Source organism: Pseudomonas sp. PSPC3-2 (genome assembly GCF_049897085.1).
Classification (GTDB): domain Bacteria; phylum Pseudomonadota; class Gammaproteobacteria; order Pseudomonadales; family Pseudomonadaceae; genus Aquipseudomonas; species Aquipseudomonas paraveronii.
Genome location: NZ_JAFCVO010000010.1, coordinates 1 through 15,919, shown reverse-complemented (window position 1 = coordinate 15,919; position 15,919 = coordinate 1). Strand labels below are relative to the sequence as shown.

The 15,919-nt window shown below is 61.5% G+C and carries 15 protein-coding genes and 1 pseudogene; 11 read left to right on the top strand and 5 right to left on the bottom strand.

Going from position 1 to position 15,919, the window contains the following annotated elements; all coding sequences use genetic code 11:
* The first annotated feature begins 233 nt into the window (after window positions 1–233).
* From ACP7CJ_RS17485 to ACP7CJ_RS17465, 5 genes are all read left to right on the top strand, one after another.
* Window positions 234–998, top strand: a complete 765-nt coding sequence (locus tag ACP7CJ_RS17485; protein ID WP_276197504.1) for a COG4705 family protein — start codon at window positions 234–236, stop codon at window positions 996–998.
* A gap of 29 nt (window positions 999–1,027) precedes the next feature.
* Window positions 1,028–1,465: a hypothetical protein gene (locus tag ACP7CJ_RS17480; RefSeq protein WP_276197503.1), complete on the top strand. Its 438-nt coding sequence runs from the start codon at window positions 1,028–1,030 to the stop codon at window positions 1,463–1,465.
* A 96-nt stretch (window positions 1,466–1,561) separates the two neighbouring features.
* Window positions 1,562–2,227, top strand: coding sequence for a response regulator (locus ACP7CJ_RS17475; RefSeq protein WP_276197502.1), 666 nt, complete (start codon window positions 1,562–1,564; stop codon window positions 2,225–2,227).
* Complete coding sequence (locus ACP7CJ_RS17470) at window positions 2,203–3,552, top strand: ATP-binding protein (RefSeq protein ID WP_426100838.1); 1,350 nt, start codon at window positions 2,203–2,205, stop codon at window positions 3,550–3,552. The genes ACP7CJ_RS17475 and ACP7CJ_RS17470 overlap by 25 nt, the downstream gene beginning before the upstream one ends.
* Window positions 3,553–3,696: 144 nt before the next feature.
* Window positions 3,697–4,218, top strand: a complete 522-nt coding sequence (locus ACP7CJ_RS17465) for a DUF3087 domain-containing protein (RefSeq protein WP_276197499.1) — start codon at window positions 3,697–3,699, stop codon at window positions 4,216–4,218.
* Here the strand turns inward: ACP7CJ_RS17465 and ACP7CJ_RS17460 are convergent.
* The 4 genes and pseudogenes from ACP7CJ_RS17460 to ACP7CJ_RS17445 all read right to left on the bottom strand — a co-directional run bounded on the left by ACP7CJ_RS17460 (window position 4,215) and on the right by ACP7CJ_RS17445 (window position 6,977).
* Window positions 4,215–4,682, bottom strand: coding sequence for an MEKHLA domain-containing protein (locus tag ACP7CJ_RS17460; RefSeq protein ID WP_276197498.1), 468 nt, complete (start codon window positions 4,680–4,682; stop codon window positions 4,215–4,217). The genes ACP7CJ_RS17465 and ACP7CJ_RS17460 overlap by 4 nt on opposite strands.
* A 16-nt stretch (window positions 4,683–4,698) precedes the next feature.
* Complete coding sequence (locus ACP7CJ_RS17455) at window positions 4,699–5,829, bottom strand: MFS transporter (protein ID WP_276197497.1); 1,131 nt, start codon at window positions 5,827–5,829, stop codon at window positions 4,699–4,701.
* 120 nt (window positions 5,830–5,949) lie between these two features.
* A pseudogene (locus ACP7CJ_RS17450) lies at window positions 5,950–6,087 on the bottom strand (MFS transporter); the annotation flags it as partial.
* A 26-nt stretch (window positions 6,088–6,113) separates the two neighbouring features.
* Window positions 6,114–6,977: a Dyp-type peroxidase gene (locus ACP7CJ_RS17445; protein WP_276197496.1), complete on the bottom strand. Its 864-nt coding sequence runs from the start codon at window positions 6,975–6,977 to the stop codon at window positions 6,114–6,116.
* A 138-nt stretch (window positions 6,978–7,115) separates the two neighbouring features.
* Here ACP7CJ_RS17445 and ACP7CJ_RS17440 point away from each other — a divergent pair, with 138 nt between their 5' ends.
* Together ACP7CJ_RS17440 and ACP7CJ_RS17435 are read left to right on the top strand one after the other, a co-directional pair.
* The gene (locus ACP7CJ_RS17440; protein ID WP_426100836.1) at window positions 7,116–8,732 is read left to right on the top strand and encodes an NADP-dependent glyceraldehyde-3-phosphate dehydrogenase; all 1,617 of its coding nucleotides are present in this window, start codon (window positions 7,116–7,118) and stop codon (window positions 8,730–8,732) included.
* A 23-nt stretch (window positions 8,733–8,755) separates the two neighbouring features.
* The gene (locus tag ACP7CJ_RS17435) at window positions 8,756–9,817 is read left to right on the top strand and encodes an FUSC family protein (protein ID WP_276197926.1); all 1,062 of its coding nucleotides are present in this window, start codon (window positions 8,756–8,758) and stop codon (window positions 9,815–9,817) included.
* Between the two features lie 168 nt (window positions 9,818–9,985).
* On the opposite strand, the gene ACP7CJ_RS17430 is transcribed toward ACP7CJ_RS17435, so the two are convergent.
* Window positions 9,986–10,738: a TetR/AcrR family transcriptional regulator gene (locus ACP7CJ_RS17430; protein ID WP_247406090.1), complete on the bottom strand. Its 753-nt coding sequence runs from the start codon at window positions 10,736–10,738 to the stop codon at window positions 9,986–9,988.
* A 356-nt stretch (window positions 10,739–11,094) separates the two neighbouring features.
* On the opposite strand from ACP7CJ_RS17430, the gene ACP7CJ_RS17425 reads away from it, so the two are divergent.
* The 4 genes from ACP7CJ_RS17425 to ACP7CJ_RS17410 are packed head-to-tail and all read left to right on the top strand — an operon-like array spanning window position 11,095 to window position 15,715.
* Window positions 11,095–11,802 (top strand): ABC transporter ATP-binding protein, encoded by a 708-nt coding sequence (locus ACP7CJ_RS17425; RefSeq protein WP_276197494.1) that lies wholly within the window; start codon window positions 11,095–11,097, stop codon window positions 11,800–11,802.
* On the top strand, window positions 11,799–12,998 hold the full coding sequence (locus ACP7CJ_RS17420; protein WP_276197493.1) for an ABC transporter permease: 1,200 nt from the start codon (window positions 11,799–11,801) through the stop codon (window positions 12,996–12,998). Before ACP7CJ_RS17425 ends, ACP7CJ_RS17420 begins: the two co-directional genes overlap by 4 nt.
* On the top strand, window positions 12,991–14,472 hold the full coding sequence (locus ACP7CJ_RS17415) for a TolC family protein (protein ID WP_276197492.1): 1,482 nt from the start codon (window positions 12,991–12,993) through the stop codon (window positions 14,470–14,472). The genes ACP7CJ_RS17420 and ACP7CJ_RS17415 overlap by 8 nt, the downstream gene beginning before the upstream one ends.
* Entirely contained in the window at window positions 14,462–15,715 is a 1,254-nt protein-coding gene (locus tag ACP7CJ_RS17410) for an efflux RND transporter periplasmic adaptor subunit (RefSeq protein ID WP_276197491.1), read from the top strand. Before ACP7CJ_RS17415 ends, ACP7CJ_RS17410 begins: the two co-directional genes overlap by 11 nt.
* Window positions 15,716–15,919: the final 204 nt, after the last annotated feature.

Below are 15,919 nucleotides of genomic sequence, written 5' to 3'. Positions count from 1 at the left end.
GTCTAGCAGGCGGAGGCTTTCGAACACCGACACCTTGCGCTGCAAAAACACATCGCAAGCCATTGCAACGTCTAAGCGCTGACAGCGATGTCGGCGCTTTTTATTACGGCTTTCATACTCATGTAGTGCTTTGTGTCCCGACTTCCACCACAGCCCCTCAGTCTCAGCTAAGTGTCTCTGCGTATCTTCCCCTCTACGCAAGTTCAGCGCAGATCAGCAGAGGCTACTCGCACATGAATCACATAAAAGCCGGATGGCTCAATAAAGTGCCCGAAGTGACACTGTCTTTCTGGGTCATCAAGATTCTGTCGACGACCGTGGGTGAAACCGGCGCTGACTTCCTGGCAGTAGATGCAGGTTTCGGCGCGGGCTGGACCAGCATTGGCATGGCGCTGTTACTGGCGGGCGCAGTATTTTTTCAGATGCGTAAAACAGCTTATTCGCCTTGGATCTACTGGTTGACCGTGGTGCTGGTGAGCGTCGTTGGCACGCAGATCACTGACATCATGACCGACATGCTCGACATCAGTCTGTACGTCAGCACGGCGGTCTTCTCGGTCCTGTTGGCGATCAATTTCCTGCTCTGGTACCGCGTGGAGCACAGCCTGTCGATCCGCGACATCGACACCCCACGGCGCGAGTTTTTTTACTGGACCACCGTACTCTGCACCTTTGCCCTAGGCACCGCCGCCGGGGACCTGGCCACTGAAGCGCTGGGGTTGGGTTTCACCGTCGGCAGCGTGATTTTCGGCGCACTGATTGGCGCGACGCTGCTGGCCTGGCGCCTAAGGGCCAATGCAGTGCTGACGTTCTGGATCGCCTACATCCTGACCCGCCCGTTCGGAGCTTCCCTCGGTGACTTGCTGACCCAAGCCAAGACCTATGGTGGTTTGGGTATGGGCGCGGCCTGGACCAGCGCCATCTTCCTGACGGTCATCGTGCTGTTGGTGGCCGTCGCGCAAATCAGCCTCGGCAATCGTAAAACCGTCACTCAATAACCGTTCAGACATCTCTCAAAGGAATCAACATGCGCTCGTTCCAAACAGCTCTTCGCCACGTAGCGATCATCTCGTCTCTGGTGCTGCTCGGCAGCATGGCCGGCTGCTCGAAACCCGCCGACAAACCCGGCACCGGCGCACCCACCACGTCTGTCAGCGTGCCTGCTCAGGCAGGCTCAAAACTGGGTGACCTGAGCGAGTTCCGGGCAATCGCCGTCGACGTTGCCGCGCTCGTCGAGAAGAACGACCTGCCCGGTGCCAAGGCCCGCATCAAGGATCTGGAAACCGCCTGGGACTCCGCCGAAGCAGGCATCAAACCGCGTGCGGCCAGCGATTGGCATGTACTCGACAAAGCAATAGACCATGCACTCGATGCGCTGCGAAGCAATCCTGCGAAGCAAAACGAATGCACGGCGGCAATGGGTGATCTGCTCAAAACCTTCGATTCGATGAAAGGCAAACCGTGAGCATGCACGGAACCGGTGGCGGACAAACACCGGTTCAAGTGCTTCAATACAGCGGCGATGGTTGTGAGCGTCGCGCCTTTTTCTGCCGGAGCGTGCATGCGGACTTTACTGGTCGAAAATGACCTGATGATTGGTGATGCCATCGAGGGTGCGCTCAACGATGCGAGCTACGCCACCGACTGGGTGAAAAACGGCCTCACCGCCTTGGCGGCTCTGGACACCCAGACCTATGATCTGGTGCTGCTCGACCTGGGTCTTCCCGGCAAAGACGGGCTTGATGTGCTGGACGCCATTCGTGCGCGTAACAACCCCGTTCCATTGATCATTATCACCGCACGGGATGACCTCGACGATCGCTTGCGTGGCCTCGATGGCGGCGCTGATGACTTCTTGCTCAAACCGTTCCCGATGGCCGAGTTGTTGGCGCGCATGCGCGCGGTATTGCGCCGCCGGGGCGGTAATGCTCAATCGGTACTGAATAACGGAACGGTGTCGTTAAATCTCGTCTCTAAGCAAGCAACCACCGCCGAAACCACCGACGTGCAACTCTCCAGTCGAGAATTCGCGCTATTGCAGGCACTTTTGATAAGGCCTGGCGCCATTCTGTCTCGCAGCGAACTCGAGGACCGTATTTACGGCTGGGGCAATGAAGTGGAAAGCAACGCAGTAGAGTTTCTTATCCATTCATTGAGACGCAAGCTGGGCAGCCACGTCATTAAAAACGTCAGGGGTATGGGATGGATGGTTTCAAAAGGCGCTTGAGGGACTCGGTACAGTTAAGGCTCTCTATAACGCTGTCACTCGCCATCCTGATCGTCGCCGTCCTGGCCGGTGCATTCGCGTTTGTCTCCGCCTTCGATGAGGCGCACGAAATGCAGGACGACGTCCTACGTCAAGTAGCGGCATTGTTTGATCGACAGCACATGACGCTGCAGTATCCCAGCGCAGACCCGATCGTCAGCGACGACGACGACGCCAAGGTCATCGTGCAATACCTGGCCGACAGCGAGAAAGCGAGCGGCAATAACGACGCCGTCATACCCCTGCCCTTTCCCACAACGCTGGCCGATGGTTTATCGACGTTGACCATCGCGGGCGAACAGTTTCGGGTACTGGTCAGAACCACTGCTGAAGGCCGACGTATCGCGGTAGCCCAAGAAGCAGACGTGCGCGACAAGGAAGCACGCGAAAGCGCGTGGCGCAGTCTTTTGCCCTTCCTCATTCTCTTTCCGGTGCTGCTGGTGGTGGTGGGCGACTTGGTGCGCAAGCTGTTCCGTCCGATCGCGACGCTTTCGGCAGAAATCGATCAGCGCGATAAACAGGCGTTGCATCCTATCAACGAGAGTCACCTGCCGACGGAGATCCGGCCTTTCGTTGTGGCGATCAATCGATTGCTCAAGCGCGTCGAGCAGGCCATGGAAGCACAACGGCGTTTCATTGCCGACGCAGCCCACGAATTACGATCGCCAATGACGGCGCTGTCACTCCAAGCGGAGCGATTGAAGGCTACGCAAATGTCAGCCGACGCCGCAGAACGCTTTTTGCCATTGGCTCAGGGGATCGAGCGCAGCAGAAAACTGATCGAACAACTGCTGGCCTTGGCAGCCGCACAATCGATTACCGAGCGACCACAAGCATCGGTATCCATACATGCCGTTTTTCGCCGGGTGCTGGAGAACTTGCTGCCATTGGCAGAGCACAAGAACATTGATATCGGTGTTGAAAGTCTCATGGATGTTCAGATCATCATCAACGAGATGGACCTGTTCATCCTCCTCAAGAACCTGGTCGACAACGCCATTCGCTATACCCCTTCTGGTGGCCGTGTCGACCTTAAGGTCGGATTGGATCGGGGGACAGTCATTATCGAAATCAAGGATTCGGGGCCGGGCATCAGCGTTGCGGAACAACTTCTAGTATTCGACCCGTTTTACCGCAGCCTGGGTACCGACGAAACGGGTTCCGGGCTGGGTTTATCCATCGTCATGGCGATCGCGGATCGTACCGGAGCACGCATCCAATTGAGCTTTTCAGATGAAGTGAAGCAGAGCGGATTGCGTGTTTCTGTCTGGTTAAAAAGGCGTTAGACCCCATGGGGATTGTGGCCTACACCGATTTAGAGAACGCCGCATCAACCATCGTTCAACTTGTTTAGCGCACACCGCGTCGTCAAGCATGAGAAGATGCCGCCCTGCTCTATCCCCTACAAACGCCAAGGAGATTCCCCCCGGATGTTCGAGCTCAAACCCTGCGACCCCATCACCTACCGCCAGCAGACCCGCCGCAGTACGTTAATCGTGGCTGTGTTGTTCGTGGCCCTGGCGATGCTGTTGTCGAGCCTGGCGGTGATGCTGTTCGGCGAAGCTGGCGGCGACAACTTTCGCTACAACGTGGGTGGGGTGTTTGCCGGGGTGTTGATCACCCTCGCCCTGGTACGCGGCCCGTTCTGGACCCAGCCATGGCTGGCGCCGGCGGTGTATGGCTGGCAGCTCAAGCGCAACCTGATGCGCGTGACCAACGTGATGCACAAGGTCACCGACCGCGTGCAGGCCAATGACCCGATGGCGCTCAAGGTCCTGCGTTTCTATCACCTAGGGTTGACGCAGATGCATGAGCTGGACGCCAACTCCAGCGCCCAGGCGCAGTTGGTCGGCGAGATCGAGGCACATAAGGCGAAGATGCAAGCGTTGGGGCTCGATACCGAGCAAACCCGTTTCGACCCGTCCTGGCTGGTCAGTTTCAAAGGCGCTTAAGCCAACACCCCAATGCGCTGCGCATCCGGCCAGAACAGCGCCGCCTGCCCACACGGCAGGCCGGCGGCATCGAGCAACGTCCACACCACACCGGCATGGATCATGAACGGCTGCTGATGCGCATCCACCCGCCAGCCGCTGTAGCCATCGGCGATGCCGTTGGCGCTGACGTGCTCCAGCAATACCTGGCGCGCGGCGCGGTCAAGTTCCGACGCACTGAAGCGTGACGGCATGCCGATGAAGGTCTCGCGCGGGTATTTGAAGCACTGCAGGGCGCACGCATTGGCGTAGGTAAACCGCGGGTCCGCCGCGCCGTCATGGGCCAGCAGGCTGTAGGGCGCATCAGCGTGCAGCCAGCTCAGGCGTTGCTGTGCGTCCAGATGCTCGGGGGCCGGCAAGCCCTGGCCGGTCCAGTGTCGGTAGGCGTCATCCAGCACGCGCACGAAGTCTTCTTGTCGGCTCACACTCTACCTCTCATTGTCAGTTGGAACGCTTTGCCCGCCAGCAAAACACGGCGCTGACGGCTATCGCTGCGCCCGCCAGGCCAAACACCCAAGGAGCTGCGGCGACCGGCAGTAACAGCCCCGCCAGCAGCGGCCCGAGGCCGGCGCCAATATCGCGCCACACCGCGTTGGAGGCCAATGCCGACACGCGCATCGAACCGGGGTTGCGCTCGGCCACCAAGGTCGTCACCAGGGGCAATTGCAACGCCCGCAACACCAGCACTGCAGCCGCGCCGACGATCACCCAATAACTGCCGAAAGCCGCCAGGGCCAACGCGCTCAGGAATGAAAACAGCAACAGCATCGACGTTGCACCGAAGCGTTGCGCCGCGCGACCGCCCAACGGGCTCAAGAGCATTTCCGAGACATAACGCAAAGCCATCAAGCCACCGGCGATCAACACTGCGTCGCCACCGAGGAGTTTCTGTGCCTGGATCGACAGGCCAAAGATAAACAGCCCATCCAGCGCCACACCTTCGATAAACGACCACAGCGCGACACTGTCGGGCCACTTGAAACGGCGCCCCGGACTGCTGTGCAAATCGTGGCCGACAGTAGGCAACCCCCGCGCCATCCACAAGCCCAGCAGGCAGCACGCGGCGAGAATCAGAAAGATCGGACGCGGCCCGACCGATAAGGTCAGCCAGCCCCCGAGTGGCAATGCAAGCATCGGCCCGAGGGCGATCAATGCCCGCGAGCGCCCCGCCCGGCGCGCGGCGCCCGTCGGCTCGGCGGTCGCCAGCACTTGGGTCGACAGGTTCAACGCCGCAAAACACAGGCCCCAGACCAGCCGCAACCCCAACAATGCAGCGAAGCCCGACAGCATCGAGTTACCCAGGGCACACAGCATCGCGGCACCGGCGGCGATCATGCAGGTCAGACGATCGCCGTGGCGGGCATAGAAATTAAGCACATGCCGGTAACCGAAAATCCGCACCAGTCGGTTGGCCGCCAGCAGCACCCCGGCCTGGGCCAACGTGATACCGAACGCCTGGGATTCCATAGGCAGCAGCAGATAAAGCAACACATCACTGGGTAGGCATAAAGCCAAGGTCAGCGCGGCGCGGCGGGAGGTAATGTCGGCAGTGCGTTGGGCCTGGCTTGACATAAATCTGAAACATCCCGAAATATTCAGGTCGCCACCGTAGCCTTCTCGAATGGCTTTTTACAACGATCCATTAAACCTTTTTGTCATAAGGCAACAACCGCAGGCCGCTGGCCAGGGACCTGCAAGGCGATCGAAGGTATGCGCAGCCATGGAAATGACCGGCAATGTGCGTAGGCCCAACATCGGCGCCAGCAACCCCAGCGGCACATTGATCAGGTACAGCCAGTGCCAGCCCGCGACCGACAGAATCGCCGACGCAGGCAAGTGCCAGGCCTGAGGCGTGATTACATCAACACGGTGCTGAGGTCCAGGCGCCCGTCCTTGAGCGGCGGGCACCAGTAATAGCCGCCGGTCAACGGTGTGCTGATGCGGTACAGGCCGTCGACGATACCGTCTTCCAACCCACTCATGCGGCGCAGTTGTGCTTCAAACGCATCGAAGGAATGCCCGAACGCGAGGAACATCAAGCCGGCCTGGCCGTTTTCCGCCCACGGCATCGAGCGGCGGACCACAAACGCTTCCGGGGTGAAGCTTTCCTGGGCGGTGCGTTTGGTGTGGGCGGATTCGGGCGCATCTTCCAGTTCTTCGTTGTCGCCATGGCGGCGACCGATGATGTGGTCGCGTTCCTGGGCAGGCAACGCGGCGAAACCATCGAGGTCGTGCTGCCATTGCTGGATCGCGGCGAAGCTGGCGCCGCTGTCGGTCAGTGCGGCTTCGACGGCGGCATCGTCGTGGGGGTTTTCGGTGCCGTCTTCGTAATCGGTCAGGTCAAAACCGCTCTTGTAGCGGAAGCCTTCGGTCGACTGCACCAGGCGGAACGCCGGGGCCAGGGCTTTCTCGAGCGCACGGCTACGCAAGAGCAATTCACCGCGATCCACGCCATGCAGCCACACCCACAACGCCTGCTGGGTGGAGGGGTTATGCGCGCCCGGCCCGCTGACGGCAGGAAAGGCGCGCAGCCCTTCAATCTGCGCGCCCAGTGCGTTGACCAGCGGCTCACCCAGGCCGACCACTGCCGCCGAATCCGCCCACTGCACCAGTGCGTCCAACGCGGCAGGGACAGCGGCCAGGGAGTCCACGGCAAAAAACAGATGGCGTGCCTGCAAAGGCACCGGTGCGGCAAGAATGCCCGGCTGGTACTGACTCATGTGAACTCCTTCAAGTAAGCCGCGCAGTTTACCCGCCACGCGCCGCCGTGCGTACAAGAAAGCGCGCAAGCCTTGCCACAGAACCCGTTGTTGGGTGACTCTCTAGTCATGTTTTGCAACTATTCCAGGGGTAGCAACATGACCACCGATAACCTGCTCGCCCAACTGTTTCCCACCCGTGCCGCCGATATTCCAGAGCAATTTCGCCTGGCCGCGCCCATCGAACAGCGTGATTACCTGGTCGACGGCCAGTTGCAGGTCTGGAACGGCCCCTTGGCCCAGGTCCTCAGCCCGGTGCAACTGGGGGACGAACGCGTGAACATCGGCAGCACGCCGCTGCTGGATGCCGACACCGCCCTCACCGCCCTCGACGCCGCCGTGCGCGCCTATGACCGTGGCCAGGGTGAATGGCCGACAATGCGCGTGGTTGACCGCATCCGGCACGTCGAAGCGTTTTTGCGGCGCATGCGCGAACAGCGTGATGCGGTGGTCAAGCTGCTGATGTGGGAAATCGGCAAAAACCTCAAGGACTCGCAGAAAGAGTTCGACCGCACCTGCGACTACATCACCGACACCATCAATGCCCTCAAGGAACTCGACCGTCGCAGCAGCCGCTTCGAGCTGGAACAGGACACGCTCGGCCAGATCCGCCGCGTACCGATGGGCGTGGCGCTGTGCATGGGGCCTTATAACTACCCGTTGAACGAGACGTTTACCACGCTGATCCCGGCGCTGATCATGGGCAACACCGTGGTATTCAAGCCGGCCAAGCTCGGCGTGCTGTTGATCCGCCCGCTGCTGGAAGCGTTCCGCGACAGCTTCCCGGCCGGGGTGATCAACGTGATCTATGGCAGCGGCCGCGAAACCGTCAGCGCACTGATGGCCAGCGGCAAGATCGATATTTTCGCGTTCATCGGCACCAACAAGGCCGCCAGCGACCTGAAAAAACTGCACCCACGTCCGCACCGCCTGCGTGCTGCGCTGGGCCTGGACGCGAAGAACCCAGGCATCGTGCTGCCCCAGGTCGACCTGGACAATGCCGTCAGCGAAGCCGTCACCGGCTCACTGTCGTTCAACGGCCAGCGCTGCACCGCGTTGAAAATCCTGTTTGTGCATGAAGACGTGGTCGACAGCTTCATCCAGAAATTCAACGCCAAGTTGGCGACATTGAAGCCCGGCATGCCGTGGGAAGACGGCGTGGCACTGACGCCGCTGCCGGAAGCCGGCAAGGTCGATTACCTCAACGCGCTGGTGGCCGATGCGGCCCAACACGGCGCCCGCGTGGTGAATGCCAATGGCGGCGTCAGTCGCGGTACATTTTTCTACCCGGCGGTGCTGTACCCGGTAAACCCGCAGATGCGCGTGTACCACGAGGAACAGTTCGGCCCGGTGGTGCCGATCGTGCCCTACCGTGACCTGGAAACAGTGATCAATTACGTACTGGACTCGGATTTCGGCCAGCAACTGAGCCTGTTCGGCACCGACCCGGCCGAAATCGGACGGCTGGTGGACGCCTTTGCCAACCAGGTCGGCCGCATCAATATCAACGCACAGTGCCAGCGTGGCCCGGACGCGTTCCCCTTCAACGGCCGCAAGAACTCGGCCGAAGGCACGCTGTCGGTACATGACGCCTTGCGCGTGTTCTCGATCCGCACCCTGGTGGCGACCAAGTTCCAGGACAATAACAAGGCGCTGCTCAGCGAGATCCTGCGCAACCGCGACTCGAACTTCTTGACCACTGACTACATTTTCTAGAGGACGGCTTGCCGTTGATTAACCTGCATTTGCCTGTGTTTGCGCGGCGCTTACTGCGCCCGCTGCTCGACCCTTACCGCCGCTATCGCCACGCCAAGCTGATCCACGCCGTGCGCGTGTCCATCGGCTTGCTGGCGACGATCCTGCTGACCACCGGCATCAACCTGCCCCACGGCGAGTGGGCGTCGGTGACCATGCTGGTGGTGATCGGCGGCCTGCAGCACCACGGCAATATCGGCAAGAAAGCCATGGAGCGCGCCTACGGTACGCTGATCGGCGCCAGCGTCGGTTTGCTGCTGGTGGTGCAGGAGGCGTATGTGGGGCAGCCGCTGCTGACCTACCTGTTAATGTCGGTGGTGTGCGGGTTCTTCTCCTATCACGCCATCGGCAAGGGCGGGTACACCGCGTTGTTGTCGGCGATCACCGTGTTTATCGTCGCCGGGCATGGCGACAATCCGCTGTCGGACGGGTTGTGGCGCACGGTCGACATCCTGATCGGTATTGCGTTGGCCCTGGCGTTTTCCTTCGCTCTGCCGCTGTATGCCGTGTACTCCTGGCGCTACAACCTGGCCAGCGCCTTGCGCGACTGTGCCGCGATTTATAGCCGCATCATCAGCGGCCAATCGGTCACCGACGACGAACACCTCAAACTGCTCAGCCGCGTGAATACGGCGATGCTGCAATTGCGTTCGCTGATGCCCTCGGTGTCCAAGGAGGTGCGGATCTCCATGACCGAACTGGACACGATCCAGCGGCATTTGCGCATGTGCATCAGCACCCTGGAGATTCTTGGCAACACCCGGCCGGACCCTCGCGACGAACAGGCAATGGCGCGGATGCAGGTGATGTTGAAAGCCGAGCACCGGCAGATTCGGGTGCAATTGGTGGGGATGGCGCGAGCGCTGAGGTCTGGCGTGACACCCCGGTTGGAGCGGCCTAGCCAAGCCGTTGCCAGCGAGCCGACATTGGATGCGCCGGTCTACAGTGCATTGGATGGGTATCGGTTGTTGACCGTGCAATTGGCGGCGAATGTGGATGAGATGCGCCAGCGGTTGGCCAAAAGCGCTGGCCATTGGAAGATCTAATCCTCAGGGGTTTTAACGCGTTTACCCGCGACAACACTTTCACACTTTCTCTTACATATTTTTCACGATTTATTCACATGGCGAGCCGTAGGGTGAAGCCTCATCCGTTACAAACGTTGCACATCAAGCCCGCCGCCCCAGCGGGCTTTTTTTTGCCCCGGATTCGGGCTAGCGCGCCGCCTTGCCGACGGGCGCTGTCGCTTGCTCGCGAATCGCGCGCTGGGTGTCGAGCACCTTGGCCAACGCCGTTTGCGCCTCAGGGCTTTGCTGCGGCACGCGAATCGCCGCCGAGACCAGCGTGATCAACTTGGCCATCACTTCGGCATCCGTGGCCGGGCGGCCCAGGCTCATGGAGTTCATCAACAGGCGCAGTTCGGTACCGGCCATCACGCCGGAAATTGCCTTCAGGGCAAACTGCAGGCGTACCCCCAGTTCGTTGCGCGGCAAGTCCGGCAAGGCCAGGGCGAAGGCTTCGAAGAAGCGCTGGAACACCGGCTGGTAATGCACCTTGAGGTATTCCTGGATAAACGGCGACGTATCGCTGTAGACCCGCCCGAGGAAACGAATGAACGAACGCCCTTCCCCGCTCGCCGGATCACTGCGCTCCAGGCCCATGGCCGGAGCGAACAGTACGCCGAGCAGCGTGTCGCAATCGAGGGGGCCGTCGGATTCGGCTTCACAGCGTGCCAGCAATTCCAGGCGCTGCTCGTTGAGCGGCTCAAGGCGCTGCATCAGCAGGGTTTTCATCAGGGAATCCTTGTCCCCGAAGTGATAGTTCACGGCGGCCAGGTTCACCTGGGCACGTTCGGTAATCTGCCGTAACAAAACGGCGTCATAACCATATTTGATGAAGAGAGCCTCTGTCGCATCCAGCAATCGAGTCTTGGTAATGTTTGGAGAGCTGACTTTCTTCACGACCATAAAAGTTCCACGCGGGAAATATTGTTTTAAAAATAAATTTGATTTTTTATACCGGGGCCATCGTTCGAAAGCAAGCAGTGACACGCCACCATAGCATCGCAAGCCCTTGCAGCCCGGCTCGTTGAAGCTCGCCAACGGGTTTTTGAGCCGTCGATTTCGCCCCCGGTAGATTTATTTCAAAGGGTAAAAACCCTCTACAACGATGGCTGGCGGAGCTGGTTGAACGCGGTTAGTATTCAAACAATATTTTAAAAACAAGAAATCAAACCAGTCCGTGACGCGTTCCAGGCAACCCCCGAACTTGTTACAAATTTTTACCGGGGCGGCACGACGGCGTCGAGACTGCAGGCGTAGTCATGATGACAGACACCCCCGCGCACCCAGGCTTGATCTCCCTGCAAGGCATCGGCAAAAGCTATCAGCTCGCCGGTCAGCACCTGTCCATCCTCAATGATGTGTGCCTGTCCATCGCCCGCGGCGACAGTTGCGGCATTCTCGGCGCCTCCGGCTCCGGCAAAAGTACCCTGCTCAACATCCTCGGCCTGCTGGACTTGCCCGACGGCGGCCAGTACCGCTTTGCCGGCCACGATATTTTCAGTGCCAGCCCCGATGAACTGGCGGCAATCCGCAACCAGCAGATCGGCTTCGTATTCCAGAGTTTCAACCTGCTGCCGCGCCTCAGTGCCCTGGACAACGTCGCCCTGCCTCTGAGTTATCGCGGGGTGTCGCGCCATGAGTCGGTGGAACAGGCGCTGCGTATGCTCGAGCAGGTCGGCCTGGCCGAGCGCGCCCACCACCGCCCCGCCGACCTCTCCGGCGGCCAGCGCCAGCGTGTGGCGATTGCACGTGCGCTGGTGGGCAAGCCCTCGGTCATCCTGGCCGACGAACCCACCGGCAACCTCGACAGCAGCACCGCCCAGGACATCATGGACCTGCTCCTGGCGCTGAACCGCGAGCAACAGGTCACGCTGATCATCGTCACCCACGACGCGCACATCGCCGAGCGCCTGGAGCGCAAAATCCTGGTGCGTAACGGCGTGGTGCACGAGGCCGGCCGCCCATGAGCCTGCGCGTCGAGCAGAGCCTGAGCCAATTGCTGCATGAAGCATTCGTCAGCCTGCGCACCCTGGGTAAACGCTCGATCCTCGCGCTGCTGGGCATCGTGATCGGCAGTTCGTCGGTGGTGGCGCTGATCAATATCGGCCATAACGCGGCGGTGGACGCCGCGCTGATTTTCAAGGAAATGGGCACCGACACCCTGATCGCGCAGTTTCCGCCCAAAGGCGACAGCCGCGCACCGATGCGCTCGCGCCTCGACCTCGACGCCGTGCGCCAGGCCGTGCCCGGGATCGCGCACATCGGCGCGCTGAGCCTGTTCAGCGGCCCCGTCGTGTTCCACGGCCGCAGTGTCAACGCCAACTTCGTCGGCAGCACGCCGGATATCCCGGCCGCCCTGCGCCTGGTGCTGCACGAGGGGCGCTACCTGTCGGCGTTCGACGCCAATGAAACCTACGGCGTGATCGGTGACCAGATCGCCCAAGCCCTTGGTGCCCCCGGTGAGCCGCTGAAACTGGGCGACCGCGTGCGCATCAACGACTACCTGTTCCTGGTGGTTGGCATCCTGCACAACCAGCCCCGGGCGATGCTGATGCCGGTGCAAGCCAACGAATCGCTGTTCATTCCCGCCGACGGCATGCGCCGCATCTACGCCAGCCCGCAAATCGGCAACGTGATCATTCGCGCCGCGCCAGGGCAGGACATGGAACGCATCGCACGGGACGCCGCTGCCGCGCTGCAACGCCAATTGACCGAGCACACCGTCGACATCACGGTGCCCCAGCAAATGATCGACGGCATGACCCGACAAACCCGCACCTTCGCCTACCTGCTGCTGGCACTGGGCGCAATCTCCCTGGTGGGCGGCGGTGTCGGGGTGATGAACGTGATGCTGATGAACGTCTCCGAACGTCGCCGCGAGATCGGCATTCGCATGGCCCTCGGCGCGCGCCAACGGGATATTCGCAACCTGTTCCTGCTCGAAGCCATCACCCTCACCGCCGTCGGTGCGCTGTGCGGCGCGGTGCTCGGCATGACCGCCGCCTGGCTCTATGCCTGGCTGTCGGGCTGGGCCTTTGCCCTGGCGGTCGCCGCCCTACCCCTGGGGGTGGGCAGCACATTGCTGGTGGGCTTGTTCTTTGGCATTTACCCGGCGGTCTCGGCCTCGCGGTTGCAGCCGGTGGAGGCGTTGCGCGATGAATAAACGCCTGCTGCTGCTCCTGGCCCTGTTCAGCCTGCCGAGTATCGCCGCCGACGTGGTGATCCGCCCCGCAGCGCCCAGCACCACGCGCAGTGGCTACGATCGCGGCGTCTCGCTGAATGCCCAGGTCACCGCCCTCACCCTGGGCGACGCGGTATACCTGGGCCTGCGCAACAACCCGGCGATTCGCAGCGCCTACCTGCAGCGGGTCGCGCAGAAGTTCGACCTGCGCGTGGCCGAAGACGTGTTCAACCCCAAGCTCAGCCTCAATAGCTATTACCGCAGCACCCGCGGCTCCGCCGACAACGCACGCAATGCCAACGTGGCACCGGCCACCAGCCTGCTGGGTGAGTACGGCACGCGCCTGAGCATGGCCTGGACCCAGCAACTGAATAACGCCAACCGTGCCGGTCGCTACCGCAGCGACGGCCTCGACCTGGCGCTCATCCAACCGCTGATGCGCGGCGCTGGCTGGGATGCGACCACCGCGCCGCTGCGCCTGTCGCGCCTGTCGGAGCAGGCCAACCGCCTGAACCTCAAGGCCACCGTGGCGCAAACCATCAGCCAGATCATCGCCACCTACCGCGAATTGCTGCGCGCCCAGGAGCAACTGAACATCGTCCAGGACGCACTGAAACGCTCCGGCACCTTACTGGACGTGAACAAGGCGCTGATCAGCGCCGGGCGCATGGCCGAGTTCGAGATCGTGCAGACCGAAGCCGACATCGCCACCCAGCAACTGGGCGTGGAAGAAGCGCAGAACCAACTCGACAGCAACCGCCTGGCCTTGCTGCGCCTGCTGGCCCTCGACCTGTCGACACCGATCCGCGCCACCGAGGCCCTGGAGGCCAAGCCCATGCAGGTCGACAAGCGCGAGGCGTTCAACCTGGCGCAGAACCAGCAACCGGAATACCTCGCCGCCCTGCTCGGCAGCCAGCAGGCCGACCTCAACCTGGTGATCGCCAAAGACTCCGGGCGCTGGCAAGTGGACTTGGTGGCCGGGGCGAACCAGTTACGCGACAACTACAACAACGACGCCGGCAGCGGCAACAACCGCAGTTGGGACAGCTACGCCGGGGTGCAGGTGCAAATCCCGATCGGCGACATCAGCACGCACCAGGCCGAAGTGCGGGCGCGGGTAAATGTGGAGGATCAGGCCATCCGCATCACCGACGCCCGCCAGGAACTGGAACGCAGCGTGAATAACGTGGTACGCGACCTCGGCACGCGCTGGCGCCAGTATGAAATCTCCCAGCGCGCCGTGGAGTTGTCGCGGCGCAAGATCGAGATCGAGCGCGAAAAGCTCAGCGCCGGGCGCTCCACCAACTTCCAGGTGCTGAGTTTCGAAACCGACCTGCGCAACGCCGAAAACGCGCGCCTCAATGCGCTGATCGCTTATTTGAACGCCCAGACCCAGCTCGATCTGACCCTGGGCATGACGCTGGAAAGCTGGGAAATCGCCCTCAATGACTACTAACCAAAAACGCCTGCTGGCGGCTGGATTGATCGTGCTGCTGGCGGGCGCGGGAATTGCCGTGCAAAGCCATCGCAGCGCCGCCGAACCGCTGAACACGACCGAGCAGTGGCTGGCGGTGAAGCCTGACGCGCTGGTGCACCAGATCGGCCTGGTGGGCAAAATCGAGCCCGACACTACCCTCATCCTCACCGCGCCGTTCGACGGCAATGTGCAGGCTAACCTGGTGGAGCAAGGCCAGCGGGTCGACGCCGGGCAAGTGTTGCTGCGCATGGACCCGGCCCTGCTCGAAGTGCAACTGCGCGATGCGCTCTCCGCGCAACTCAAGGCCCGGCGCACCGTGCAGGACATGCAGGACTGGGACAACAGCCCCACCGTCAGCCGTGCGCGCCGCAGCCTGCGCACCGCGCAAATGAGCGCCGGCAACACCCAGCGCAAACTCACCGAAAGCGAAAACCTGTTTCAGCGCGGCATCATCCCGCGCAACGAACTGGACGACCTCAAGCAACAGACCCAGCAACAACAGCTGGACCTGATCGCCGCACGCGATGAACTGCAACATGCACTGGAGCAAGGCAAGGGCGAATACCGACAGATCGCGGATATGGAGCTGACCAATGCCACGGTAAAGTACGACGCCCTGTATCAGCAGCTCGAAGGCAAGGAGGTCAAGGCGCCCTTCTCCGGCATCGTGGTGCCCGCGCCCGGAAGCGGCAACGCGGCACAAGGCGCTGGCAACACCAACGCCCCGGTGCAGGCCGGCAGCAAGGTCAGCCAGGGCCAGGTGCTGTTCGGCCTGGCCAATATCGAACGGCTGAAAATCATCGCCAAAGTCTCCGAGCTGGACATCAACCAACTGCACCAGGGCCAGGCGGTGGAAGTGATGGGCGATGGCTTCGACGGCGAGCGGCTGAACGGCTCGGTGAGTGTGGTCAGCGGCTTGGCGATTACCGGTGATACCCAGGGCAGCGCGCAGTTTCCGGTGACTCTGTCGATCCCCAAGCTGACCCCGCAGCAATTGCAGCGGGTGCGGCTGGGGATGAGCGCGCGACTGACCATCGTCACTTACAACAATGCACAGGCGATCGTGATCCCGAGCCAGGCGATCCAGCCGGACATGACGGTCGAATATCGGCCGGCGATGGACAAGCCGGTAGAACGTGTGACCGTGACCACCGGGCAATCGACGCCGCAGGGCGTCGAGGTATTCGGGCTAAAACCCGGCTTTGTGAAGACCCCTAGGTAGAAGGAATTCCCCTCTGGGAGGGGGCTTGCCCCCGATGGCGGTGGGTCAGTCCGCTTGTTTGTAACTGATCCACCGCCATCGGGGGCAAGCCCCCTCCCACATTTGGATCTCCATGGATCAGATAGATCTCATTTGGCTTTTGATATTGGCGAGGCGGCCCTATAGCTGACCTGGTACTGGAAGCCGAGCGCGGTCAAAAAGGTG